24 protein-coding genes and 1 rRNA gene are annotated in these 26,704 nt (G+C 39.0%); 13 read left to right on the top strand and 12 right to left on the bottom strand.

Annotation, left to right across the window (positions count from 1 at the left end):
- Nucleotides 1-177 (bottom strand): 16S ribosomal RNA (locus J671_RS0104300); the annotation flags it as partial.
- 571 nt (nt 178-748) lie between these two features.
- On the opposite strand from J671_RS0104300, the gene J671_RS09090 reads away from it, so the two are divergent.
- The 7 genes from J671_RS09090 (at nt 749) to J671_RS09060 (ending at nt 5,715) form a co-directional block, all read left to right on the top strand.
- Nucleotides 749-1,648 (top strand): VacJ family lipoprotein, encoded by a 900-nt coding sequence (locus J671_RS09090; RefSeq protein WP_004883104.1) that lies wholly within the window; start codon nt 749-751, stop codon nt 1,646-1,648.
- A gap of 115 nt (nt 1,649-1,763) precedes the next feature.
- Nucleotides 1,764-2,732, top strand: coding sequence for an RsbU family protein phosphatase GigA (gigA, locus tag J671_RS09085; protein ID WP_002054548.1), 969 nt, complete (start codon nt 1,764-1,766; stop codon nt 2,730-2,732).
- A 102-nt stretch (nt 2,733-2,834) separates the two neighbouring features.
- Nucleotides 2,835-3,356, top strand: a complete 522-nt coding sequence (gene gigB / locus J671_RS09080) for an anti-anti-sigma factor GigB (protein ID WP_000103065.1) — start codon at nt 2,835-2,837, stop codon at nt 3,354-3,356.
- 26 nt (nt 3,357-3,382) lie between these two features.
- The gene (locus J671_RS09075) at nt 3,383-4,207 is read left to right on the top strand and encodes a carbon-nitrogen hydrolase family protein (RefSeq protein WP_002054557.1); all 825 of its coding nucleotides are present in this window, start codon (nt 3,383-3,385) and stop codon (nt 4,205-4,207) included.
- A gap of 14 nt (nt 4,208-4,221) precedes the next feature.
- Nucleotides 4,222-4,599, top strand: a complete 378-nt coding sequence (locus J671_RS09070; RefSeq protein WP_002054542.1) for a DUF4951 domain-containing protein — start codon at nt 4,222-4,224, stop codon at nt 4,597-4,599.
- 159 nt (nt 4,600-4,758) lie between these two features.
- Nucleotides 4,759-5,196, top strand: coding sequence for a MarR family winged helix-turn-helix transcriptional regulator (locus J671_RS09065; RefSeq protein ID WP_004710519.1), 438 nt, complete (start codon nt 4,759-4,761; stop codon nt 5,194-5,196).
- A gap of 87 nt (nt 5,197-5,283) precedes the next feature.
- Nucleotides 5,284-5,715, top strand: a complete 432-nt coding sequence (locus J671_RS09060; RefSeq protein ID WP_000051124.1) for an organic hydroperoxide resistance protein — start codon at nt 5,284-5,286, stop codon at nt 5,713-5,715.
- 55 nt (nt 5,716-5,770) lie between these two features.
- Here J671_RS09060 and gspE read toward each other — a convergent pair whose 3' ends face one another.
- Entirely contained in the window at nt 5,771-7,261 is a 1,491-nt protein-coding gene (gene gspE, locus J671_RS09055; protein WP_031982058.1) for a type II secretion system ATPase GspE, read from the bottom strand.
- A 96-nt stretch (nt 7,262-7,357) separates the two neighbouring features.
- Here gspE and J671_RS09050 point away from each other — a divergent pair, with 96 nt between their 5' ends.
- Both J671_RS09050 and J671_RS09045 read left to right on the top strand, forming a co-directional pair.
- On the top strand, nt 7,358-8,179 hold the full coding sequence (locus J671_RS09050; protein WP_031982055.1) for a hypothetical protein: 822 nt from the start codon (nt 7,358-7,360) through the stop codon (nt 8,177-8,179).
- Nucleotides 8,180-8,188: 9 nt separating this feature from the next.
- Nucleotides 8,189-9,106 (top strand): mechanosensitive ion channel family protein, encoded by a 918-nt coding sequence (locus tag J671_RS09045; RefSeq protein ID WP_004883114.1) that lies wholly within the window; start codon nt 8,189-8,191, stop codon nt 9,104-9,106.
- Here the strand turns inward: J671_RS09045 and J671_RS09040 are convergent.
- Nucleotides 9,096-11,903 carry a DUF2339 domain-containing protein gene (locus J671_RS09040; protein WP_031982054.1) on the bottom strand — a complete coding sequence of 936 codons (2,808 nt, stop codon included), beginning with the start codon at nt 11,901-11,903 and terminating at the stop codon, nt 9,096-9,098. The two genes, J671_RS09045 and J671_RS09040, sit on opposite strands and share 11 nt — an antisense overlap.
- 154 nt (nt 11,904-12,057) lie before the next feature.
- On the opposite strand from J671_RS09040, the gene polA reads away from it, so the two are divergent.
- Nucleotides 12,058-14,829 carry a DNA polymerase I gene (polA, locus tag J671_RS09035; RefSeq protein ID WP_031982053.1) on the top strand — a complete coding sequence of 924 codons (2,772 nt, stop codon included), beginning with the start codon at nt 12,058-12,060 and terminating at the stop codon, nt 14,827-14,829.
- A gap of 58 nt (nt 14,830-14,887) precedes the next feature.
- Here the strand turns inward: polA and J671_RS09030 are convergent, their stop codons facing one another.
- From J671_RS09030 to ppx, 5 genes are read right to left on the bottom strand one after another with little or no spacing between them, the layout of a single operon-like run.
- Entirely contained in the window at nt 14,888-15,457 is a 570-nt protein-coding gene (locus tag J671_RS09030; RefSeq protein WP_002054582.1) for a YggT family protein, read from the bottom strand.
- 21 nt (nt 15,458-15,478) lie between these two features.
- Nucleotides 15,479-16,315: a pyrroline-5-carboxylate reductase gene (gene proC, locus J671_RS09025; RefSeq protein ID WP_081404856.1), complete on the bottom strand. Its 837-nt coding sequence runs from the start codon at nt 16,313-16,315 to the stop codon at nt 15,479-15,481.
- The gene (tilS, locus tag J671_RS09020; protein ID WP_081404855.1) at nt 16,290-17,690 is read right to left on the bottom strand and encodes a tRNA lysidine(34) synthetase TilS; all 1,401 of its coding nucleotides are present in this window, start codon (nt 17,688-17,690) and stop codon (nt 16,290-16,292) included. Before tilS ends, proC begins: the two co-directional genes overlap by 26 nt.
- Nucleotides 17,627-18,448 carry an acetyl-CoA carboxylase carboxyltransferase subunit alpha gene (locus tag J671_RS09015; RefSeq protein ID WP_002054564.1) on the bottom strand — a complete coding sequence of 274 codons (822 nt, stop codon included), beginning with the start codon at nt 18,446-18,448 and terminating at the stop codon, nt 17,627-17,629. The genes tilS and J671_RS09015 overlap by 64 nt, the downstream gene beginning before the upstream one ends.
- Before the next feature lie 18 nt (nt 18,449-18,466).
- Complete coding sequence (gene ppx, locus J671_RS09010; RefSeq protein WP_002054555.1) at nt 18,467-19,987, bottom strand: exopolyphosphatase; 1,521 nt, start codon at nt 19,985-19,987, stop codon at nt 18,467-18,469.
- Between the two features lie 279 nt (nt 19,988-20,266).
- On the opposite strand from ppx, the gene trxA reads away from it, so the two are divergent.
- Both trxA and rho read left to right on the top strand, forming a co-directional pair.
- Nucleotides 20,267-20,593 carry a thioredoxin gene (gene trxA / locus J671_RS09005; protein ID WP_002054512.1) on the top strand — a complete coding sequence of 109 codons (327 nt, stop codon included), beginning with the start codon at nt 20,267-20,269 and terminating at the stop codon, nt 20,591-20,593.
- Nucleotides 20,594-20,912: 319 nt separating this feature from the next.
- Nucleotides 20,913-22,181 (top strand): transcription termination factor Rho, encoded by a 1,269-nt coding sequence (gene rho, locus J671_RS09000; protein ID WP_001054522.1) that lies wholly within the window; start codon nt 20,913-20,915, stop codon nt 22,179-22,181.
- A 183-nt stretch (nt 22,182-22,364) separates the two neighbouring features.
- Here rho and J671_RS24990 read toward each other — a convergent pair whose 3' ends face one another.
- Nucleotides 22,365-22,499 carry a hypothetical protein gene (locus J671_RS24990; RefSeq protein WP_017393480.1) on the bottom strand — a complete coding sequence of 45 codons (135 nt, stop codon included), beginning with the start codon at nt 22,497-22,499 and terminating at the stop codon, nt 22,365-22,367.
- A gap of 93 nt (nt 22,500-22,592) precedes the next feature.
- On the opposite strand from J671_RS24990, the gene J671_RS08995 reads away from it, so the two are divergent.
- Nucleotides 22,593-22,835 (top strand): hypothetical protein, encoded by a 243-nt coding sequence (locus tag J671_RS08995; RefSeq protein WP_031982050.1) that lies wholly within the window; start codon nt 22,593-22,595, stop codon nt 22,833-22,835.
- A gap of 169 nt (nt 22,836-23,004) precedes the next feature.
- On the opposite strand, the gene J671_RS08990 is transcribed toward J671_RS08995, so the two are convergent.
- The 3 genes from J671_RS08990 to pheS are packed head-to-tail and all read right to left on the bottom strand — an operon-like array spanning nt 23,005 to nt 26,692.
- On the bottom strand, nt 23,005-23,301 hold the full coding sequence (locus J671_RS08990; RefSeq protein WP_000126166.1) for an integration host factor subunit alpha: 297 nt from the start codon (nt 23,299-23,301) through the stop codon (nt 23,005-23,007).
- On the bottom strand, nt 23,298-25,679 hold the full coding sequence (gene pheT, locus J671_RS08985; protein ID WP_031982049.1) for a phenylalanine--tRNA ligase subunit beta: 2,382 nt from the start codon (nt 25,677-25,679) through the stop codon (nt 23,298-23,300). The genes J671_RS08990 and pheT overlap by 4 nt, the downstream gene beginning before the upstream one ends.
- A 32-nt stretch (nt 25,680-25,711) precedes the next feature.
- Entirely contained in the window at nt 25,712-26,692 is a 981-nt protein-coding gene (pheS, locus tag J671_RS08980; RefSeq protein WP_002054514.1) for a phenylalanine--tRNA ligase subunit alpha, read from the bottom strand.
- Nucleotides 26,693-26,704: the final 12 nt, after the last annotated feature.

The raw sequence follows: 26,704 nt of genomic DNA, 5'->3' as shown, positions 1-26,704 counted from the left end.
CGTATGCGGTATTAGCATCCCTTTCGAGATGTTGTCCCCCACTAATAGGCAGATTCCTAAGCATTACTCACCCGTCCGCCGCTAGGTCCAGTAGCAAGCTACCTTTCCCCGCTCGACTTGCATGTGTTAAGCCTGCCGCCAGCGTTCAATCTGAGCCATGATCAAACTCTTCAGTTAAAATCATTTTGCACCTTATTTATAGACAAGGTGCCAATTCTGGCTCATCAATTACTGACTTAAATTTCGCTCAAATAAACTTCGAGTAATTTAAACCAATCAATCAATGAAAATTATTTCGATTAATCAATCAGTAAAAATCCACACAAGTTGTTCTTCAATTCTCTTAATGATCTTCTTCCTGGTTCGTCACCAGCAAGCTAGGTCGGCTATATTACTCTTAATCTCTTAAAAGTCAACAGGTAATTTCGATATTTTTAAAACTTATCTTTCAAACCAACTTAACATCAAATTCATCACTTAAAGCAACCAACTTAATCTCAAGTAACTGTTTTTCAACAAGTTTCTATCTGCATCACCGCCGATGGATGTGCATTATAGACCATCCAAATCCCTTTGCAATACCTTTTTAACACCCCACGCATCAACAGATCATTTTTTAGGCTTTTTAGTCATTTTTCTATATTATTTGACCAATTTTACATTGATAATAGCTTATCGCTTCTGTATTAAAATATATCTCTATCCAACTGCATATTGAACAGAGCCTGGCTAGCGGTTAAGGAATTATATGAATTATTCTAATTTACTATTATCGAGCTTATTAACTGTGGGTCTTTATACCTCAGCACACGCTCAGGAAAATCTTACTGAAGAATCTGCCGCTAGTCCGGAAGATGCTACTTCGACAGAGGCTCAGCAGGGCCGCCCCCGTTCACAAATTATTAAAGACTTGAAAGCACTAAAAGCTAAAGATTTAAAAATTAATGCAAACGCTGCTCAACCGGATACAGTAAAAGATCCATTACAGTCATTAAACCGTCCGATTTATTCTTTTAATGACATGTTGGATCGCAATATTCTTCGTCCAGTTGCAGTTCAATATAATGAGAAAACTCCAGAAGATGTGCGTGGCTCTTATCGTCAGTTCCGTAAAAATCTTGGAGAGCCATGGAATGCTGTTAACCAGTTAATTCAAGGACGCCCTGGGCGTGCAGCAAAAACACTCGGCCGATTTACTGTTAATACATTAACAACTTTAGGTTTAGCTGACCCTGCTAGTCGCTTAGGCCTTCCGCCTGAAGATGAAAGCTTTGGTGTAACTCTTGGTTATTATGGCGTTCCTTCTGGGCCATTTTTGATGTTGCCTTTCTTTGGACCGAGTACATTACGTGATGGGATTGGCTTAGCTGTAGATTCTCAGGCTCGTCCACAAAAGTACATCATGGATAACCAAGATGGTCTTTACTGGTCAACTAATGTCTTACAGGCCATTGATACACGTGCTCAATATCTAGATTTGGATCAAACCATACAAGGTGATCAATATGCGATGATTCGCGATTTGTATCTCCAACGTAAGGCTTTCCAGATTGCTGAGAAAAAAGGTAATTCAGCAGACGTATCTTTTATTGATGATGACGAATCTGAAGATGTACCAGATGATAGTCAAACTAAAACTAAAAAATAATTAAAGAAGAAATCAAGGTATTGTAGTCTTCATATAAAAAGGCAATACCTTGATTTTGATCATACATCCTCTATGATGGATAAAGTGATCTTGTAAAAGGACTACCATATCTTCTATGTATTTTATTAAACCGACCCGCTCTATTCCTTTCTTAGAGCAAGCTCTGGAAGCATTACCAGACTTACAAGTCATTCACATAGATGATCTCGATTTATATGATCCAACAATTATCGCAATTGCAGATGTACAAGATTTCCTGACTCATAAATGGCGTTTACCTACCATTGTGATTGCTTTTGAGCATGAAGGTAGTGCTTTAGCTCAAGCATGGGAAGCAGGTGCTCTTGCGGGATGGGTATGGAACCAGTTACCTCAAGATTTAAACAAGGCATTAACAAGGATTGATGCTCAATATAAACGCAATCAAGATAGTCGCGATTTACCTTCCGCCGCAGAATTGCAAAAACGTTTATTACCAAATCCTATTGATTTATTAAATTATGAAGTTGAAACTTTTTTTCAACCTTCCGCCTATCTATCAGGTGACTGGTATGATTATTGGAAATTAAATGATAAAGAGGTTTTATTCTATCTAGCCGATGTATCGGGACACGGTGTTACAAGCAGTTTATTAACTTCATGGATGGCTGCCTTTCATGGTCGTTCAAAAACACCGCGACAGTTGATTAAAAAATTAAATGGAATGTTAGTTCAAGAGAATATTGAAAAACATATTACGATTGTAGTTGGTATTTTAAATCTGGAAACACATAGCCTTCGTTGGTCTAGTGCAGGTCACTACCCTCCTCCAATTATTTTTGAACCTAATCAACCTCCAAAAATTTTAACAACTAGTAGCTTTCCTTTGGGTTTAACTGACGAACTAGAAGTTGAAGAACACGTTTGCACATTAAATCGTCATGCACGTTTCATAGTTTGTTCAGATGGAGCATTAGAACCATTTGATGGCGGATTGAATGATCAATTTCAACAATTGGTTCAACATTTGCAAAATCAATCATTCCAAGCCCCTGATCATGTTGCTGATGACATTGCCATCTTTAGTCTTTGTCGAATGAATTAATTTAAAAATCAAACAATTAAAAAATATACGACTTAAGGACTCTTGAGTCTGAGATGGCACTATGTGATAATTTTTCTATCCTTCTCTGAAAATGGCATTTATATGTCAACAGGTCATGTTGAATATGCAAGCTTAAATGGAACGCATATTTTCAAACTTATTGGTGAAGTGCGAGCCCATTCTTGTATAAGTCTAGACAAACTTTTAAACAGAATTGAACAGCAAGAGAATGTTGTTGGTGCAATCGTTGATTTAACCCAAACAACATTTATTGATAGTACTGTATTAGGTATCTTAGCTAAGCTAGGTTTAAAACTGAAACAGACTCATCATATTCAAGCTGTGATGCTATCTACCAATCCAGATATCACAACCTTAGCCAACAGCATGGGGCTAGGGCAGGTTTTTGTCATTCTGAATTATTGTGGCGATCCTAACGTTTGTACTTTAACGTTAACGGATGAACACATTACTCATAATGCGATGCTAAGAACTGTTCTGGATGCGCATAAGACATTGATGAAACTCAATGCAAATAATCAGAATATGTTTGAGCCACTTGTTAAGCAATTGCAGAAAGAACAAGATACGCTTGAACAAGTATCTGATAAGCAAAATGCCTAAATTTTATTGCTAATCGGGATTTGTATATGACTCTTGTTTCAGTTGTTCAAATGAATTCTCAAGATGACATTGAAAGCAACTTTCAAATAATTGAGTCATTGATTCAGCAAAGCAAGGCTCAAAATGCTAGCTTAATTGTTTTTCCCGAGAACTTTGTATGTTTCGCTGCTGGTAAACAGCGTGAAACAGCTGAGCAATTTGAATCGATCCAGCAAAGACTTGAGAAACTTGCGCATCAATATCAAATCTGGATTGTTGCAGGTACTCTGCCCTGCCCATTCCGTCCAGATGGATCTATCATTCAAGATGGCCGCGTGCGCACAGTAAGCTTATGTATCAGTCCTGAAGGTACAGAAGCACGATACGACAAAATACATTTATTTGATGTACAAGTTGGCGATGCTGTCGGTGGATATCAAGAATCCCGTTTCTTTGAGCCTGGAACAGACGTTGTAGTCACATCTACTCCTTTTGGCAATATCGGCCTAATGGTATGTTATGACTTGCGTTTTCCCGAATTAGCTTTAACCCTCAGACAACAAGGCGCTCATCTATTGACTGCTCCAGCAGCATTTACCTATACAACAGGGCAAATGCACTGGCAGCTGTTGTTGCAAGCACGTGCAATGGATAGCCAATGCTATGTTTTAGGAGCGGCACAACAAGGTTGGCATGGGGAAAAACGTCAAACTTGGGGACATGCAGGAGCAACTGATAGCCGTGGACAAATTTTAAGTATGATTGAACATGAAGGTAATGGTTTAATTACTGTACCTTTTGATTTAGCTGCTCAAGAACTTGTTCGCACTTCAATGCCTTTAATGACTCATCGTAAATTAATTCACTATTAAAAGCTTAATTATTCATGTGGAAATACTTATTTAGCATTTTTTGCTTAGGGGCAAATATTCACTGTTACGCAGCGGATTTCGGTGCAACAAATCATTTTGTTTCTCCAAATTTACAGCTTAAACAAAATACTTTTCCACCTACTCCAAAAAATATTCCTCTTCCTGCTTTTGGGCAACGAATTATTGGCTGGGGAACTGGTGCTGAAGGTGCAAGACAACGTTTAGAAAACATTCAACCAGCTGATGTTTCTATGATAAAAAAACAAGGCACAACCTTGGAAATGATTACTGCTTGGCAGGATTTTTACGAACAAGAGCAACAACGCGATGAGAACAATCCAACTGCAAGATACCGTGCTCGTTTAATGAAAAAAATTGCTGACCTCTGGTAATTGTTTCAAATTCATATTTTAAAGTTATAGAGTAATCCTTTGATTACTCTTTTTTTTGCGTTATCTGATTTTTATCAATAACTCAGAATTATGAGCATTTAAGAAATTAAACATAAAGCGATATACTAGAAAAGCACCCATTAGTTTTCTGAGGAATATATGGACCAAGACTGTCAAAACTTAAAGCTTGAGAATCAATTATGTTTCCTCATTTATTCAACAAATTTAGCTCTTAATCAACTTTATCGTAAACTTTTAACTCCATTAGGTATTACCTATCCTCAATATTTGGTGATGTTGGTTTTATGGGAAAAAGATGAGATTACTGTTTCAGAAATTGGCAGCAAGTTATTTTTAGAGTCCTCCACCTTAACACCAATTTTAAAAAAGCTAGAAGCACTGCAATTTGTTAATCGTACTCGTTCAAAAGAAGATGAACGACAAGTAATTATTACGTTAAGCGAAAATGGGAAAAAACTTAAAGAACGGGCAGTGAATATTCCAGCTCATATATTGGAAGCAAGTTCTTGTGATATGACCACGTTACTCGGCCTAAAAGATCAACTGACACAGCTTCGTACAAATATAGCTAAATAATCACCACTTTTTTTACAAAATTAACTTGTCAAAATATTTAAGTCGTGTACGATATATTTGCATTCAATTTAATTTAGGAATAAAAAGATGTCTTTAGAAAAAGTTGTGTATCGTGCAAAAGCTAAAGCAACTGGTGGCCGTGATGGTCGTGCAACTTCATCAGACGGTGTATTAGACGTACAACTTGGTGTACCTAAAGAAATGGGTGGCGCTGGTGGTGCTGTAACCAACCCAGAACAATTATTTGCGGCGGGTTATTCAGCATGCTTTTTAGGGGCTTTAAAATTTGTTGCTAACCGCGATAAATTCAACATTAGTAAAGATGCTTATGTTGAAGGTGAAGTTGGCATTGGTCCAATTCCTACAGGTTTTAGTATTGAAGTTACTTTAAATGTTTATTTAATTGGTATGGACCGCGAAGAAGCTGAAAAATTAGTTGCAGCAGCTCATATTGTTTGTCCATATTCAAATGCGACTCGTAACAATATTGATGTAACTTTTAATATTGTGACTGAATAATTATTCATATTGAAACATGCCCGAATATTATCGGGCATTTTTTATATCTTTCGTATTATGCTTCACTTGCTTCATTAGTTACACGAAGTACTTCTTCAAGTGTAGTTTTGCCTGAGAGCACTTTACGCAATCCATCATCTCGAATAGAACCAGAATACTGACGGGCATGATTTTCTAATTCAAACTCTGCTGCATTACCATGAATGAGTCGGCGCATAGGTTCATCAATAGGTACAATTTCATAAATCGCTGTACGGCCATTAAACCCTAAGTGGGAACATTGCTCACACCCTTGAGCTTCCGGTAACTTTAAAGTTGGCTCATGCGAAATATGCTGAAAAACCTGCTTTTCAAAAGTATCGGCTTCACGCCATGTCATACAATGTGGACATAAGGTACGAACCAAACGCTGAGCAACGACCCCAATTAAAGAACTTGAAAGTAAGAACGGTTCAATTCCCATATCTTTAAGACGAGTAACCGCACCAATAGCAGTATTGGTATGTAGTGTCGATAAAACCAAATGACCTGTTAATGATGCTTGTACTGCAATTTCAGCAGTTTCTAAATCACGAATCTCACCAACCATTACAACATCTGGATCTTGACGTAACATTGCCTTTAAAGCACGAGCGAATGTCATATCCACTTTGGTATTAACTTGTGTTTGCCCTATGCCTTCAAGTTGATATTCGATTGGGTCTTCGGCAGTTAAGATATTGCGCGTATTATCATTTAAATCAGATAAAGCTGCATATAAGGTAGTGGTTTTTCCCGAACCCGTAGGACCTGTAACTAAAATAATTCCGTGTGGACGATGCACCAATTGAGTTAAACGCTCATAGTCATTTGCCATTAAACCCAAGTGAGTCATATTAAGGCGACCCGCTTGTTTATCAAGCAAACGCATAACAACTCGCTCGCCATGAGACGAAGGCAAAGTAGATACACGCACATCAACTTCACGTCCAGCAAGTCGTAAAGAAATACGTCCATCTTGCGGCACACGCTTTTCGGCAATATCTAGTTTCGCCATAACTTTAATACGTGAAACAAGTAACGGTGCCAACTCACGGCGCGGCTGTACAATTTCACGTAATTGACCATCTACCCGCAAACGAACGGATAATTTTTTTTCAAAAGCTTCAATATGGATATCAGAAGCACCAACTCGAATCGCCTCTGATAGAAGTGCATTGATCAGACGGACAATAGGCGCGTCATCTTCTTGGTCCATTAAGTCTTCTGTTTCAGGAACCTGATCGGCCAAACTCAATAAATCTGGATGATCTTCTAGACCTGCTGCAACTTGTTGCGACTCCCCTGTGTCACCAGCATAACTCGTACTTAATAAGCTATTAAACTCTTGTTCAGTACATAGGTGATAATGTGCAGGCTTCCCCAAAATTCGTCTTGCTTCCTGCAATGCAATTTTTTCTGTATTTTGACGTCTAACAATAAAAACTTGATCACCGTCATAACGAAATAAAACACCATGACGCTTGGCAAAACTATATGGAACTTGTATTTGTTTCAATATTTGCATCACAATTTATAATGATGAGTAAGATGATTTTGAGTGTACTCTAAGCAGATTACAGCGTGAAGTCTGTTTAACAACTCGGTAGAGGAATTTTACGTCTTGTTTGAAAATAATGAATATCAGCCTCGCCCCCAGAATTCTTTAAAATGGTGGGGTGAACAGCACTTTGAAATTAACCAGTCCAAAGCATGGCAATTCGGTTCAATGCTCTTTCGTTTAACGCGGGGCATAAAAGAATGGCGTATCGAATATTATCGTCCCACTCTCCAAGATGATAATGAGCAAGATTGGCACATCATAACGGATGCAAATTTTGGTTTTCCACATTCTGTGCAAGTCGAACGTTACATGTTTCGGAAAACTAATCCAAAGTTTTTACTCATGCCTCGTTTAGCAGACCGATCTGTTGTGATTAAACCTGTTGATCCAATTTATATTCCAGCAGGTCAGCGAGGGACTCTTTATATTAGTACCCCGTTATGGATTGCAGGTTTAGTTGAAAGTCAGCATGAACCTTTATTTGAGATTCCTGTAATTCAGCCTAAAGATACATGGTTTGGACCCAATGCACAGCAAGGTGAAATTTGCTATGCCACCTCTGTTGATGGACGTACCGATTTAAATCTATTAACACCACGTGCTTTTAGAGCAGTTACGCCGATTGATTTTCACAATACCAGTAATCATCAATTACGCTTTGATCGTATGAATGTTCCGGTTACCGTCCTACCGCTATTTTATAGTGAAAGTACGGGACGCTTATGGACCTCACAGATTAAAGTTTATTATGAAGGGTCTGACCGTCCAGCTCGTATACGAATTGAAAACCGTACACCACCTCTTGCAGGTGAAGTGACTTACGTACATCCCCCACGTTCACCTGGCGGTGCACTATTTAATATGTTTGATTCATTTTTTTAAGGGGGTTCTATGGCTGATTCAAATATTCCTAGAGATATCGCTGATAGCCTCAAAAGTATATTCACCAATATTAACACCGAACGTATCAGTGAAATTTTAGTCGGTGTTGTGCTTTGTTTTATTGGTTTTGTCCTTGCCCGTATTATTTCAAATACATTTATTAGAACCGTTGGCTCACGTTTTAATGCTCATCAGCGTCTGGTATGGCGCCGCGGTATTTTCTATTTTATTTTCTTACTCTTCATTATGACGAGTTTAAAAGAAGCCGGGTTCAAACTTAGTGTATTCCTAGGGGCAGCGGGGATCTTAACAGTAGCGCTCGGTTTTGCTTCGCAAACCTCTGCCAGTAACTTGATTAGTGGTTTATTTTTGATTGGTGAAGGTTCATTTGAAGTCGGTGATACCATTCAAATCACCCTCATTCGTGGCAATACCATCGAAGGTGAAGTCATCTCAATTGATTTGCTTTCAGTAAAATTACTTACACTCGACAACGTTTATATTCGTTTACCGAATGAACAACTTATTCGTGCCCCTGTACACAACTTATCTAAATACCCGATACGCCGTATTCCAATTACACTCGCCATTAATTTTCATGAAGACATTATTAAAGTCCGTGAGGTTCTACTTAACGTCGCAGCAAATTACCCACTCGTGTTAGATGACCCAAAACCTGCGGTTACAGTAACTGCATTTAGGGAATCATCGATTGAGCTTTTATTTGCAATGTGGTGCCGCCAAGAAAATTCTTTAAAAGTTCGAGATGAAATGCAAGAACGTATCCGAAATGGCTTTTTAGATAACCAAATTGAGATTCCTGTTCCTAAAATGGGATTAATTGATCGACCATCTACTATTTTTGCTGAAGACGATATCGATCAATACAGTAATCAAAAAGAGTTAAAAAGAGAGCCTAAAGCTTAGGCTCTTGATTCTTCTTTACAGAGGATGATGGTGGTAATGGTGCAAGATAAGCAATAATCAGCATTACCCCACCTGCTCCAATAAATGAAATAACTCGAGTTAACGTTGCACTTTGCGATAGATCAAGCAAAATCAGCTTTAATACAACAATCCCTAAAAGTGCAGCGCCTACAAACCAGAGTTGACGAATCATTTTTCGACTAGAGAATGTCGTTAATACAAATGCCAAAATAACCCAAAGTAAGGTCAAACTTAGCTGTACTACACCATTCGTCCAAATTGAAACACTCCATAGCGGTGTTGCCCAGTAATGGTGCAAACTTCTGACGACTACACTACTAAATACCAGTAAGCCCACTAAAATTGTTGTAATTTTAAAAGTCCACTCCAGTGACTTATCTTGATCAAAATCGTGTTGATAAATAATAAAAAGTAAACCTGCAAATACCGCAATTGAAAGAAAGTCCGTTAAGTTAATTAAAGGAATAAAATAAAGGTACTCGGCAGAATGGCTATCAATACTCACCGCAAGCAACCACAGCAAGCTTAAACACCACACCGGAATTTGATGCAATAGTGTCGTTTTATGAGTTTTATAAGCCCAAAGCGAATAAGCCACAGGAACAAAAGCCAAAGCGACTATTGGCATTTTTGGGAAAATAGCCACGCCAACTATCGCTAACGCTAACCAGCTTAAACCAGCCCAGACTTTTAAGTATCCAGACTCACCCGTCTGCGGTTGAGCCATAATAAATAAACCGCTCAGAATAATTGTAGCGACTAGGAAAGTAGTTTGTTGTAATGAGTCTACCCATTTAAACAACGTAAATACTTGACTAACAGAGACCTCCCCCAAAATTAACAACAGTAACAGGCTAATTAAAATTAACTGCAAACTTTGCCATTGCACACGAAGTTTATAGTGAACAATAGCACTAAATATTGCGATTAGGGCTACAGCGAAGATCAAATACGGACTTAAACCATGATGATGCCATGCCATTATTTCTATACCAGCTACGGCGCCCGCATACATACCTAAGCATAAGAAAATACCGCTAAACATACTTGCGCTAAAATAGCGTTGCTCTTTACTGTTGTATTGCAATAAATAAAAAGCAGAAATGAATTGAGCAATTGCATAAATGCTAGTGCTTAGCGTTGGAAACTCTTCATTTGCCCAAACCTGATAAAACAGTGCAAGTGAACTGAGTAAAACTAAAACTATGCCAATATATCGGCTTAAACGATAGCGCTCAGTTACTCCCCAAACGATTAAAGCCGTACCTTGTGCAACCCAGCCAATAGCAGTCCAGTGCGCCCCTTTTGCGAGTGGAAAAATTAAGGCAAAAAAAGCAACCGCGAGTATAAAAAAACTTTTTGCAAGAACTGAAAGTTGGGGATGGGATTTTTTAATCCAATAAGTTAATACCGCATAAGTACACGCTAATACAGCAGCACCAATCGTCAAAGCTTGGGTCGACTCATGAACTAAATAAGCATGAAGTGTAAAGCCTAATACAGGAACACTAAAAATAAGGCCAACATCTAAGAGTGGAGGTACACGAATCCCCTCTTGTTTTTCATGTGCTGAAACCCGAGATATATTTTGGCTATAACGAACACTTAACCAAATAAACAAAGCAATATGACACCATAAAATCCAGTCTAATGTGCCAAATTTTGCTGGCTCGGCATAAAATGCGATTGCACTACCACCAATAAACATTGTGGCAAAGAAAGCAATTTGATTTAAAACTTTCCATGGCTGAATAAAGTTAACGACAGCGACCGCAAGATTAATGACAAAATAGTAACTAAATAGAAAAATCACATCAGGACGATATTGCGGAATCACTAAAGGAGCCGCATAAGCCATACCGAGTGCCAGTATTGCTAAATAAATAGCTTGTTGTTTTAAGCTCAGGAATACCGTAATTGATAATAAAATAGCAAATAAAATACTCGCTGTAGTTAGACTTGCGATTACACCGAAATGATGTGAGAACACAAGCGTTAGAAAGACAATTGCTAACCCGACACCTTGCAACGCCACAGCAAATAACTGGTTTTTCTTTTGCAAGGTATATCCAAATGCTGTTAATACACCTCCTGCAATGGCAATAAAACCAAGTTTCACACCTAAGCTCAACTGCCAATGCTCACTGGCAAAACGCAGTAAGAGCACCACCCCAACCATAAGCACAGCAACAGCAACTCTTAAAATTGGATTACCATGAATCATCCAATCGACTGCTGGTTGCCACCATGCGGTGGTCTGTGTACGAGCTATTTGTTCTTCTTGATCTAAAGCGGTTGTTTCAGGTAAAGCTGGCTCGGTAATATTGTTTGGATCAGCTTGCTCTGATACAGGCATTATCACTTCTGTATGTATAGATTCATTTACACTTACTGTTTGCTTGGCTGACTCGAGGAACAATAGACGAGTATGAAATGTACTAATAGTTTGAATCAAACATAACAATAAAACCAGTAATGCCCCACCAGCAATCCACATCCAATGATTGATATAAGCAACTAATGCAACTAAAGCAGCCACATAAATGACTGTGCGTTGTATGTGAATAGAATAAAGTGGGGTTCTCTGCCGAGAAAACTGTTGTTCTAAATGAGTTAAACGTTGATGTAGATTTGATAACGACTGAACTAGTATGACAGTAAGAGCAATAGATAAAGCAACAACGGCACTCTGAAATTTAAAACCAATTGAAATGGCTAAAAACAAAGTCAAAGCGATCACAACAACGATCATTCCCTGTTTGTCTTTTTTATACATGGGCTTAGCAATGTGACACCTTCATTACATATCATCTTACTTCAAGCCAATACAAGCGTATATTTATACATACAAAATACTGCAAAAATCATAAACCTGCATTCATAGCCGTTTTCACGTAAAATACCCCTAATTCAAATTAAGGAATTGTTCAATGCCACCATTTGTCTTGGTTGATGGGTCCTATTTTTTATTTCGTGCATATCATGCATTACCACCATTGACGACCTCTACAGGGTTACATACCAATGCAATACGTGGGGCAATTTCTGCCATTCAAAAATTAATGCGCCGTATGCAACCAACACATATGGCCGTCATTTTTGATACGCCTGAGCCAACTTTCCGTCATAAGCTTTCACCTATTTATAAAGGTGACCGCCCGACTATGCCGGAAGAGTTATCTCAACAGATTCCATATTTACACGCTCTAATTAAAGCGCAAGGAATTCCTTTATATAGCCTTCCGGGTGCTGAAGCTGATGACATTATCGGGACACTGGCTAAACGTGCCGTACTTGAGGGGCATCATGTACTGATCTCAACCGGAGATAAAGACATGGCTCAGCTCGTCAATGACCATGTAAAATTAGAAGATAGCTTTAAAGATCGCGTAATGGATACCGATGGCGTATTTGAAAAGTTTGGCGTTTGGCCGAATCAGATTATCGATTACTTGACTCTAATGGGCGATGCATCTGACGGTATTATGGGCGTGCCTGGCGTGGGAGCAAAAACAGCAGCCAAGTTACTGACCGAATATGGCACTTTAGATAATATCATTGCGAATGTAGACCAGCTTAAAGGCAAACTTAGCCAAAATATTAAAGATAACTTGGACAATATTAAGCTTGATCACCAGTTAGCCAGTATTGTGTGTGATCTTCCTTTAGAACTTGACTGGCATGAGTTAAAGCTTACTGATCCAAACGTAGAGGCTTTGCGTAATTTATACACTGAGCTCGAGTTTAGAAACCAATTACAGTCGCTTGATCATCCAAACAACCCAAATAGCTCAAGCTACAAACAGCAAGCTTCACAGACCGTGGTTCAAAATGAAGTTAAACCTGCTGAAACAATAGAAACAGAAGATCAAGCTAGCTTAACTAGTCAAGATGATCAGCTTGGGACTGCAAATTATCATACTGTTTTAACTCAAGAAGCTTGGGATCAACTCTGGCAACGCATGCAAAATGCCGATCATTTTGCTATTGATACAGAGACCACAAGTCTTGATTACCGTATTGCCGAAATGGTTGGTTTTTCAATCGCCTTTGATGCAAAAGATGCCTATTATGTGCCTTTAGCACATAACTATGAAAATGCGCCACAGCAGCTGGATCGTGAACAAATTCTGGCTCAAATTAAGCCAGTATTAGAAAATGAAGCGGTTAAAAAAATCGGTCATCACCTTAAATATGATGCGCACATTTTTGCTAATCACGGTATAGAACTTAAAGGCTGGTATTTCGATAGCATGCTGGCATCTTATGTATTAAATGCAGCAGCAACTCGTCACGGTATGGATGATGTTGCTCGTGTCTATTTAAGTCACTTAACCACAACTTTTGAACAAATTGCTGGTAAAGGTGCTAAACAGAAGACTTTTAATCAAATTGAGATTGAAGTTGCAGCTCATTATGCAGCCGAAGATGCACATGTGACTTATCGTTTATATGAAGTCCTTTCAAATAAACTTAAAGCACATCCTGAGCTAGAAAATATTTTATATAATATCGAAATGCCGATTGCCCGAATTTTGTCAGGCATGGAAGAAGATGGTATTCGTTTAGATCATGCATTCTTAGATAAATTAAGTGTTGAATTTGCAAAAACCATGGAAGGCCTTGAAAATCAGGCTATGGAAATTGCAGATGAAACTTTTAACATTGCTTCACCTAAACAAGTAGGCGAAATCCTATTTGATAAATTAGGTATTAAAGGTGGTAAAAAAACTGCAACTGGACAATACAGTACCAGTGAAAGTGTTTTAGAAAAAATCGAACACCCATTAGCGGAAATTATTCTAGAACATCGTGGGTTAGCAAAGCTAAAAAGTACCTATACTGACCGTCTAGTTGAACAATCTCATAACGATACCCATCGCGTACATACAAGTTATCACCAAGCTCTCACAGCGACAGGTCGTCTATCTTCTTCGGATCCTAACTTACAAAATATTCCAATTCGTAGACAAATTGGCCGTCAAATTCGTAAAGCATTCATTCCACCAGAAGGACGAGTTTTACTAGCAGCCGATTACTCACAAATTGAACTTCGTTTAATGGCTCATTTTTCTCAAGATGATGCTTTAGTACATGCGTTCCAGCACGGACAAGACGTTCACCGCCGTACTGCTGCAGAAGTATTGGGTATTGCGATCGAAGATGTAACAAACGATCAGCGTCGCCAAGCCAAAGCTGTAAATTTTGGTTTACTTTACGGTATGTCCGAGTTTGGCTTAATTCGTCAGTTAGGCTTCACACGTCAAGAGTCGCAAAACTATATTAAGCAATATTTCCAACGCTATCCGGGTATTTATGAATACATGCAACGTACCCGCCAAGTAGCATCGGAGCAAGGCTTTGTTGAAACTATTTTAGGACGTCGTCTTTATACACCAGATATTGATGCTCGAAATGTGATGGTACGTAAGGCTGCTGAACGTGCTGCGATCAATGCGCCTTTACAAGGTAGTGCAGCTGATATTATTAAACTTGCAATGATTGCAGTTGATAAAATCTTGCCAAAAGATCAAGCAAAACTACTACTTCAGGTACACGATGAATTAGTGTTTGAAGCCGATCAAAACATTGCCGAAGAACTTTCTAAGCAAATCGCAAGTGTTATGGAATCCGTTGTCGAAATTTCTGTGCCTTTAGTAGTTGAAGTTGGGCAAGGGCAAAACTGGGATGATGCACACTAAGTCATCAATAAACCAATAAAAAAGGGCTGTGAAATACAGCCCTTTTTATCGTCTCAACTTAAAGTCCAGTTAAAAGAACTTTAGCAACTTCATTCATTAAGATCTCAGCAATATAGAGCGCTAAGAATGCCAAAATTGGCGACAAATCAATCATTCCCATATTAGGCAGTAAGCGACGGAACGGCGCTAATAATGGTTCTGCCAAATCTTGAATGACTTCAATATAAGGTGAACGAGATTGAGTGAACATCACCACCCAACTCAAAATGATTGTCGCAAAAATTAAATAACGACAGAAACGAATCAAATCTTGGATCATTGTCACAAATGTCAGAATCACTAAATGAATCGGACTATTTGGCATTGAACCTGAAAGATACATCACACCGAAAATTTTCAGTAAATATAAAATAATTAAAAGAACTAACGCGGCTAAATTGAATCGGCCTTTTGCGACTGTTGGAAAAATTCGGCCAAAAATATCAACAATCTTCGTCGCCTTTACTGTCGATAAAACCACAGGATTATAAGGACTTACTGCCGCCAATTGCATTAAGAACCGGAAAAAGACCAATAAAATCGCAACGTTAATTAAAATTCCAAAAATTAGCGCAGAATTTGCACCCATAGTTGTCTTATCCTATTAAAGCTATTTTGCACTGTCACTCAGTTCTTGAGCCAATTCTTGACTACGTTTCTGTGCAGCAGCTAATGCAGATTGAATATTTTGAGAGATTTGTGCACGATCAAAAACTTCAAGTGCAGCTTGTGTTGTACCATTCGGTGATGTCACATTTTTACGTAGTTCAGACGGAGTATTTGAACTCGTAATTGCCATTTGAGCCGCACCTAATGCTGTTTGAAGAGTTAAAGCAGTTGCAACTTTTTCATCTAGGCCTAGATTTTTACCTGCACGGATCATACTTTCCATGAGGTAGAAGAAGTAAGCCGGGCCTGAACCTGAAACTGCTGTTACCGCATCAATTTGAGCTTCGGAGTTTACCCAAATTGTTAAACCAGTTGCTGCTAAAATTTGACTCGTTAATTCACGGTCTGAAGCACCAACTACATCATTCGCATAAATACCATGTGCGCCAGTTTGAACTAATGCTGGCGTATTCGGCATAACACGAACAATTCGTTCGCTATCAATAAGATTTGATATTGTCTTAATTTCCGCACCAGCAATGATGGAAATAACCAGTTTATCCGATAATAAGCCTTTCAGCGGACGTAGAACATTCGCTAGAACTTGTGGCTTTACCGCAAGTACGACAACATCCGCATTTTTAATTGCAGCCACATTATCTTGGGTTACATGAACTTCTTTTTCTTGTAATAAATGACGGATTTGTTCAACTGGATCTGAAACGGTAATACGTGTTGGCGGCAAACCTCTTGAAATCAGCCCGCCGATCAACGCTTGAGCCATATTACCACCACCAATAAAACAGATATTACTATTTACTGCACTTGTCATAACCATATTCGCCATTTACCAGATCACAAGAATGAGAAATTAAATCTGGTTGCCATCCTCCTTGCTCACAATACGGAGACTGAGCCAACCAAAATCCTTTCGGTGTAAAAACCCCAAGCATAACATTATCTATGACTAATATTTGAATTGTATGACGAAGCCAAGGCAAAATATGTGCTTCTTGAATCGCTTTTTTTAACGGCCATTGTCCAACACGACCATATAGATGAATCTTTTCCCCACCTTGACGTCGAATTATTTTCAATTTTTTATTCAATAAAGAATGACTTAAACCAATTTTTTTACTCTCAATATTGAACAGCCCTGCTGCGCCCTGCCATTCTTCTTGTAATTTAAATGAATGCTCCAGTTCAGCTTCAACCGGATTTAATTTTTCAGCAAGATAAATCTGTTTACTTAACCTATAAAGAATATTTTGATAACGGACGTAATAAAACTGGTTCCAATGTAAAGCGGCTTGTGCATCAGATTTAGAATCAATGACTTCTTTTTTTAAGCGCTCGACCATTTCAAATGCAGGCCGATATTGCCCATCACCCTTCATCCATGCAGAAAGTAACTGGCGCTGTCGTGCAAAAGATAACTCGGATAATTTCGTTAAATCTAAATAATCAGCTGAACCCGAATATTGCCAATCATTTTTCAGAACTTCTTCTAAAATTTCGGAAGCATCCTGCATGAGATAACTGGTTCGGCTCAGCGCCTGCTGCATTTTTGGAAATCTTTTTGATAAAAATGGCCAAAGCTCTTCACGACACCACACACGGTCATAATGGGTATCATAATTCATTGGATCATCAATATACTTCACTTCAAGCTGAGCAGCCCAAGAAGCAATTTGCTCACGTGTTAAATCCAAAAAAGGACGCCAAATCGTCATATTTTCACGGTAATCAATGGCTTGCATTGCAGCAAGTCCATCTACACCTGTACCTGACAATAAACGTAAAATAGCTGTTTCGGCCTGATCTTGCTGATGATGAGCAAGCAATAGAATTTCATTTTGTTGTAAATGTTGCTGATAAGCTTGATAACGTGCTTGACGTGCTTGAGCTTCCAGATTCCCATCAGAAATCTGTACTTTTTGAATAATATAAGAAATATTTAAACTTGTTGCCTGACTGGCAACAAGTTTCCCCCATTCTGCACTTTGTTCTTGCAGTTGATGATCAATGTAAATTACCCGGATCTTTTGAGGGAAAATTTGAGTCATTAAATGTAGTAGTAGCATTGAATCCATGCCACCACTACATCCAATAAGAAAAGAACTATTTTCTGAAAACTCTTGAGCCTGCTTTAAGACGTGATGCCTAAATTTTCGCTGCCAAACTTCATTAAACGTTGATAACGTGCTTCGCATCGTTCATTTGCATCCATCGGTAGCAATTCATCCAAAGCTTGCTTTAAAACTACTTTTAGGTTTTGCATCACACGCTCAGGGTCTAAATGAGCTCCTTCGCCTTCATCTACTACATATTCAACAATACCTAGAGATTGTAGTTTATCTGCTGTTAAACCTAAAGCTTCACTCGCTTGAGCTGCTTTTTCAGCAGTCTTCCATAAAATAGATGCACAACCTTCTGGTGAAATCACAGAATAAATACTATGTGATAGCATAATCACACGGTCAGCAACCCCAATACCTAGAGCACCGCCAGAACCACCTTCACCGAGTACTGTTGCAACAACAGGAACTTTCAAACTTGAAAGTTGAGCAAGACTAGTGGCAATTGCTTCAGCTTGTCCACGTTCTTCAGCACCAACACCTGGATATGCACCCATCGTATCAATAAACGTAAAAACCGGAAGATTAAAACGCTCAGCCATATCTAGTAAACGCTGAGATTTACGGTAACCTTCTGGGTTCGCCATACCAAAGTTGTGCTTTAATTTTTCACGGGTACTACGACCACGGTGTTGTCCAATGACCATCACAGGTTGACCGTCAAAACGAGCAAGACCACCTACCATCGCACCATCGTCACCAAACAAACGATCACCATGCAAGGCATCAAACTCTGTAAAGATTTCACCGACATAATCTAGAAACTGCGGACGATCAGGATGACGTGCAATTTGAACCGTTGTCCACGCTTTGGACTGAGTAGCTTTTTTCATAGGTCGAATATTATCCCTTTAATCGATAAATTTTTCCGACTGAATATTCAATTCAATGTCCCAATGCTTAAACTGCTCTTGCTCATCATGCAAGTCGGCAACTAACAATGGCCATTGTTTGGCATCACCAGAAACACTAAGCTGCCATTGTTGATCATTTATGATGGTCAATTCAATGGCAGGAAGCATCTGATCACTGCGACTATGGTTGAGTAAAACTGCAAGGCGAAGTAATAAACTTAGGTAGAGTAATTTATTACCGCCCGCCTTTAAAACTTCATTTTTTACATCATTACGTAATTTACGACGATGATGAGCAACTAAATGTGAAAGATGGTTTTGATCAATTTGTGAGAAACCAGGAATATCAGAATGCTGTAATAAATAAGCACCATGACGATGATAACCACCATGACTAATTGCTAAACCAATTTCATGCAAATATGCTGCACGGCGCAGTAAGTCACTGTCTTCACTGGTTAAATTCAGAGATTCTGCTACCCCATCAAATAAGTGTTGAGCTGTATTCACAACTCGTTCTGCTTGTTTCGGATCAGCGTTATAACGTCCCATTAGGGCTTGCACACTACGATCTCGGATATCTTCATGCTTAAAACGACCTAAAAGGTCATACATGACTCCTTCACGTAATGCACCATCAGAATATGCCAAATGTTCAATTTCTAATACTTCAAAAACTGCGTACAAAATTGCCAATCCGGCTGGCAAAACTGCTCGTCGATCTTCTCTAAGTCCTTCAAAATCAATTTCAGAAATATTTTTGAACTTGAGCAACTTATCTTTAAGTTTATAGAGGCCTTCACGAGTAACATTTTCTTGCTCGTCACTTAACCCCATATTTACCATAATTTGACGGCAGGCTTTAATTGTACCGCTAGAACCAACAACAGTATCCCAACCTTCCATCTTATAAGTTGTTGCGATCGCTGAAAGTTCTTTGCGCGCAGCAACCACTGCCTTATCAAAAGCTTTTTGGGTAATTTCACCATCAGCAAAGTAGGCTTTAGTATATGCTACACAACCCATCTGTAATGATTCGGTATAAATCGGCTCGAATTCTTCGCCAATAATAAACTCAGTAGACCCACCACCGATGTCAACAACTAAGCGGCGTCCACCATTTGCCATCGTGTGAGATACACCAAGATAAATCAGTCGTGCTTCTTCACGGCCTGCAATAATTTCAATAGGTTTAGGTAAAATTTCAGCAGCTTTTTGAATAAACTCATGGCCATTTTTAGCCTGACGCAAAGCATTTGTTGCCACTATTCTTAAACGATTAGGTTGAACCGACCCCAAACGCCCGACAAAACGAGCCAAACATGCCAAGCCACGTTGCTGTGCAGCTTCTGTTAAGTTTTTATTTTCATCCAGACCAGCTGCAAGCTGTACTTTTTCTGACATTGAAGCCACTTTTTTAACTTCACCGTGATCTACCCGTGCAATGGCAAGGTGAAAACTGTTCGACCCCATATCTATGGCAGCAAGTAATTCTTCATCAATCAGAAAGTCAGACATTATTGAACTAAACCCATAACAATTCACGCCTAGAGTAATTCACAAGAATGCAATTGAAAAGCCATTTTCATCAACAATTAATAGCCATCGATAATTTTCGATTTGTTAAACGATTGTAAAAGCCGATGGTGAATATCGTGAGCATCCATTAGACAAATTTAATTAAGCCTTGAATAATAGCATCAAACCCTTACATTGAACTAAGTAGCTATGTAATACTGATAGAGATTATATCCTCCTATAGTGATAGCACTTTTTTCTAAAAATTGGAGCCGTACCATGTCTGCGACTATTGTAAATACAACTGATGATAACTTCCAAGCAGATGTTCTAGATGCAGAAACACCTGTACTTGTTGACTTCTGGGCAGGTTGGTGTGCACCTTGTAAAGCGATTGCACCTGTTCTTGAAGATTTATCAAGTGAATATGCTGGTAAAGTAAAAATCGTTAAAGTTGACGTGACTTCTTGTGAAGATACTGCAGTGAAATACAATATCCGTAATATTCCTGCTTTATTACTTTTCAAAAATGGTGAAGTAGTAGCGCAGCAAATCGGTGCTGTACCTCGTTCTAAACTCGTTAGCTTCATTGACGAAAACGTTTAAGTCCGAACGTTACAGATGAAATACGCTATATCTCTATAGCGTATTTTTTTCGGCTATAAATTGACAAATTAGCTGATCTCACTTATATTGCATGCTCAAGAGGCACTGAAGGGAATCGTCTTCTGTCCGGCTTCTTACAAGACACAAACATAAAGATCGCCACTCGGCAACAGAAATTGTTTTTTCACATTTCTCTTCGAAACAGTTAATTAGACTTCTGAATTGTTATTGTGTAAATACAATTGCGATACTCTTTTTTGTATGCGAGCGATTTTTCTTCTTTTAAACCACACTCTATTCTTTCCTAATTCTGACCCCTATGAACTTAACTGAACTCAAGAAAAAACCAATCGGCGAACTAATTAAAATTGCTGAATTTATGGGCCTTGAAGGTATGGCTCGTAACCGAAAGCAAGATATTATCTTTGCCATCTTGAAACGCCATGCAATGAATGGCGAAGAAATTTTTGGTGACGGCGTTCTTGAAATTCTCTCTGATGGTTTTGGTTTTTTGCGCTCTGCCGCAGGTTCGTATTTAGCTGGTCCGGATGATATTTATGTGAGCCCCTCACAAATCCGACGCTTTAACTTGCGTACAGGTGATACCATCACAGGTACTATTCGCCCTCCGAAAGAAGGTGAGCGTTATTTTGCGTTGCTCAAAGTTAACCAGATTAACTATGACACGCCAGAAAATTCTCGAAATAAAATTTTATTTGAAAACTTAACTCCCCTTTTCCCAACCGAACAATTGGTTATGGAACTTGGTAATGGTACAACAGAAGACTTAACTGCCCGTGTTGTCGACTTAGTTGCGCCAATTGGTAAAGGACAACGTTCTATTATTGTTGCACCGCCAAAAGCGGGTAAAACAATGTTACTTCAAAACATTGCACAATCTATTGTGAGAAACAATCCGGAAGTGTTCCTTATTGTTTTACTTATTGATGAGCGTCCAGAAGAAGTAACTGAAATGGAACGTACCGTACGCGGTGAAGTCGTTGCCTCAACATTTGATGAAGCACCAGCACGTCACGTACAAGTAGCTGAAATGGTCATTGAAAAAGCAAAACGTCTTGTTGAACATAAAAAAGATGTTGTGATTTTACTTGACTCTATCACACGTTTAGCTCGCGCATACAACACTGTAATTCCTTCATCAGGCAAGGTATTGACCGGTGGTGTAGATGCACATGCATTAGAACGCCCAAAACGTTTCTTCGGTGCTGCTCGTAACATCGAAGAAGGCGGTTCTTTAACAATCATCTCTACTGCTCTTATTGAGACTGGCAGTAAAATGGACGATGTAATTTACGAAGAATTCAAAGGTACTGGTAACCAAGAAATTACACTTGATCGCCGTATTGCTGAGAAGCGTGTCTTCCCTGCCATGAATATTAAGAAGTCAGGTACACGTCGTGAAGAACGTTTAATGGATGAAGATAAATTACGTAAAGTCTGGATCCTCCGTAAACTCCTTCATCCTATGGATGAGTTGGCTGCTATGGAATTCTTACTTGACCGTATGAAAGAAACCAAAACAAATGATGATTTCTTTGATCAGATGAAACGTAAAGCTTCAACTTAATCATTATGTTGTTTCCAAAAAGCTACTCTCATGAGTAGCTTTTTTATTTGGTTGACATGCTTTACACAAAAATACATTTTGTTAAACCTTATGTAAGGATATATTTAAGTTTTTGAAAACAAATATTTTTAATATAAAAAAATTATGTTTTTTAGTAGCTTACTTATACCTTTTCCAATATATCTAATCTAATTGATTGTTTTTTTCTGTTAAAAAACAGGCTGTTTTTTCAATTTTTCTGCGCTTTTTTGACAGGTGACAGTAGTATTTCAACATTTGCAGTGATAGCATAGCGGCAGACCAGTTAGACTGCTCCATGCGTTGTTACCTAGCTACGTTTAGGAATAATAAAAGCAAAACAGCCTAACTTAGGTTTTTTTAATCTCAAATTTTTTTTGTGAGAGTGATGCCATGTTATTCAAAAAATTCGCTGTTGCTGCTGCTGTTGCCGCTACTTTAGCTTTCGTTGGTTGTTCTAAGAAAGAAGAAGCTCCTGCTGCTGCTGCTGCTTCTGAAGCTGTAGCTGCTGCTTCTGAAGCTACTGTTGCTGTTGACGCTGCTGCTTCTGAAACTGCTGCTGCTTCTGACGCTGCTGCTTCTGCTTCTGACGCTGCTGCTGCTGCTACTGACGCTGCTGCTTCTGCTGCACACTAATCTAGAATCTAGATTAGATAAAAAGAGGACGTTATGTCCTCTTTTTTTATGCTTAAATTTTATGATTTAAACAAATATATATTCGATATATGATTTAAATGAATTTGATCGCTCCATAAAACATGTTAATTCTAAAGCTATAAAAAAATTATAAATAAAAAAAAGCAGATCAATCGATCTGCTCATTTCCAACGCGTTGTCTAAATTTCTGACCTGCTCTGAAGGTCACTACACGACGGGCAGAAATCGGAATTTCTTCGCCTGTTTTAGGATTACGTCCTGGACGCTCGCGTTTATCTCTAAGCTCGAAATTACCAAAACCAGAAAGCTTAACCTGCTCACCCGCGATAAGCGCTTGGCTAATTTCGTCAAAGAACAACTCGACCATTTGTTTTGCTTCACGGCGATTTAAGCTGGTTAACTCACTTAAATGATCAGCCATGTCTGCTTTAGTTAGTGCTGTCATGAGGCCCTCAATGTCGCTTGATAAGTGTTTTCCAACACTTGGATTATATTGTCCATACCAGATTTAATTTCAGCATCTTCAAGCGTACGTGAAGGATGTTGCCATAATAGTGCAAACGCTAATGAACGTTTACCTTCTTCGACACCCTGCCCCGTATACACATCGAATAACCAAGTAGAGTCTAAAAGCTCTCCACCAGTTTTTTCGATTAACTGCTGAATATCTCTAACATTTATATTATCAGAGATTAAAAGCGCAATATCACGTCTAACCGAAGGAAAACGTGATAATTCTGTAAAATTAGATACATAAGATTGCAAAACTGCTGCCTGATCAAGCTCAGCAACCCAAGTTGTGCTCAAATCGAGCTCATTTTCTAAAGATGGGTGCAAACGACCTAGGTAACCAATTGATTTACCATCAACTAAAATTTCAGCAGACTGTCCTGGATGTAACCATGAACGCTCTGAACGTACATATTCAACTTTGACACGTCCAGCAGCTAAAACTTCTTCTACTTCACCTTTAAAATCGAAGAAATCCATTGGTTGTGGCTTAGCATGCCATGATTCTGGTTCACGAGAACCTACAGCAATTAAAGCTAATGTCGGGATTTGCTTTAAGTCTTGAATAGAATTGGCATCTTGATAATCAAAACGTAAGCCAAGCTCAAAGAAACGTACACGGCTTTGCTGACGATTTAAATTATATTGCACACAAGGAATTAAACTAGAAAGCAAAGTGCTACGCATTGCTGCCAAATCACTTGAAATTGGATTTGCTAGCATAAGTGGATTGACTTGCGGGTTTAACTGCTTTTCAAGTTTTGCATCAGCAAAGCTAAAGCTAATTGCTTCTTGGTAACCTAAAGTAACTACTGTTTGGCGTAGCTGTGCAATTTCAAAACGATCTTGGTACTTAGCAAGCTGAACATCCATGCTTGGTAAGCTGATCTGAATATTGTCATATCCATCAATACGTGCAACTTCTTCAATCAAATCTTGATAAATTGCCATATCATAACGATGTGATGGTGGAACTACGCTCCATTCGCCATCAGCTTTAACAGTTACTTCACAACCTAGTCGAGTTAAAGCATCTGTAATAAATTCAGCAGCAACTTGATATCCCAATAATTGGTCTACCTGAGCTTGCTTAAGTTCGATCGCTTCACGTTTAGGAAGTAAATCAGATTTTTCAGCTATAGTAATTGGACCAAACTCACCTCCTGCCAACTTTTGAATAAGCTGGGAAGCACGGTTCATCGCAATCAAAGGTAATTCGAAATCTACACCGCGTTCATAACGTTGCGAAGAGTCTGTGTGTAAACCAAAACGACGAGCACGCCCGGCAATCGCAAGCGGAGCAAAGAATGCACTTTCTAAGAAAATGTCTGTCGTATCATCAGTTACACTTGACGCTAGACCACCCATAATACCGGCAATTGCTAAAGCTTTCTGGTCATCAGCAATAACCATCACATCTTCTTGCAATTCAACTTCTTGATCATTCAAAAGTTGCAACTTTTCTTGCGGCTTAGCTTGGCGAACTTCTACAGTACCTTCGATTTTAGCCAAATCAAAAGCATGCATTGGCTGGCCTAATTCCATTAGAACGTAGTTCGTTACATCAACTAAAATACTGTGTGTACGAATTCCTGAACGTGCTAAAGCTTGTTCCATCCATTCAGGAGTAGCAGCTTTCACATTGACATTTTTAATGACACGTCCTAAATAGCGTGGAGCACCCTCTGTACTGATAACAACCTTTTTCTCATCAGTGATTGTCGCATCAACCGATTTAATTTCAGGTTCATTCATTTGCAGTTGGTTAATCACTGCAATTTCACGTGCGATACCACGGATACTGAAACAGTCACCACGGTTTGGCGTAATACTAATATCGATGACGTTATCATCAAGTTTTAAGTATTCACGGATGTTTAACCCTACTGGAGCATCGGCAGGCAGCTCAAGCAAACCATCGATTTTATCTTCAAGATCAATTTCAGAAGCGCCGCACAGCATACCTTGTGACTCGACACCACGAAGCTTACCTTTTTTGATTTTAAAATCGCCTGGTAATACTGCGCCAATAGTTGCTACAGGTGCTTTCATTCCAGCACGAACGTTAGGAGCACCACATACAATTTGCAGAGGCTCACCTGAACCAATATTCACTGTTGTTACACGTAGACGGTCTGCATCTGGATGCTGTTCAACTGTTAGAACTTCACCAACTACAACTCCGGTAAATGGCTTAGCAACAGGCGCTAGTTCATCTACCTCAAGACCAAGCATAGTCAACTGATCAGATAATGTATCACTATCAATTGCAGGGTTAACCCATGTGCGTAACCAATTTTCGCTAATCTTCATCTTTATAAACCTTATTTAATCCTGAAAAAATGTTAGGCAAATTGGCGTAAGAAACGCACGTCATTTTGATAGAACATACGCAAGTCATTAATGCCATAACGCAACATTGCAAAACGTTCTACCCCTAAACCAAAAGCAAAGCCTTTGTATTTATCAGGATCAATACCCGCAGCACGCAATACATTTGGATGCACCATGCCACAGCCTAATACTTCTAACCAACGTCCACGCTCATCCATGATATCTACTTCTGCACTAGGCTCTGTAAATGGGAAATATGATGGGCGGAAACGTACTTTTAAATCTTTCTCAAAAAACTCATTAAGTAAGTTAATTAATAAACCTTTTAATTCAGCAAAGCTGGTGTTCTCAGCAACATACAAACCTTCGATCTGATGGAACATTGGCGAATGCGTTTGATCGGAGTCACAGCGGTATACACGACCCGGACATACAATACGAATTGGCGGCTGACTTGTTTCCATGGTACGAATTTGCACACCAGAGGTATGCGTACGCAACAAATGGTTTGCATCAAAATAGAAAGTATCGTGCATGGCACGTGCAGGGTGATGCCCAGGAATATTTAATGCTTCAAAGTTATGATAGTCATCTTCAACTTCTGGCCCTGTTGCAACCGTAAAACCAGCTTTAGTAAAGAATTGGCAAATACGTTCTTGCACTTGAGTAACAGGATGAACTGTACCAATACGCTGTCCACGACCTGGCAAAGTAATATCAATGGTCTCATTTGCTAGTTTTTGTGCTAGCGCAGCTTGTTGTAATGCCGTTTGACGCTCAGTTAAAGCACTATTAATCGTTTCTCGAACAGCATGAATCGCAGCACCTTGTACTTTACGTTCTTCAGGGTCCATTTTCCCTAATGCTTTCGATTGTTCTGCAAGCTGGCTTTTTTTCCCTGTAAATTGCACACGCACCTGATCAAGTGCAACAAGGTCTTGAGCTGCTGCAATGGCAGCAAGCGCTTCTGTGGTCAGGGCTTCCAGTGACATATTAACTCTCAA

The sequence above is a fragment of the Acinetobacter sp. 1130196 genome, from assembly GCF_000588095.1.
GTDB lineage: Bacteria > Pseudomonadota > Gammaproteobacteria > Pseudomonadales > Moraxellaceae > Acinetobacter > Acinetobacter nosocomialis.
Note: the sequence above shows the minus strand (reverse complement) of the source record. Positions and strands in the feature narration are given on the sequence as shown.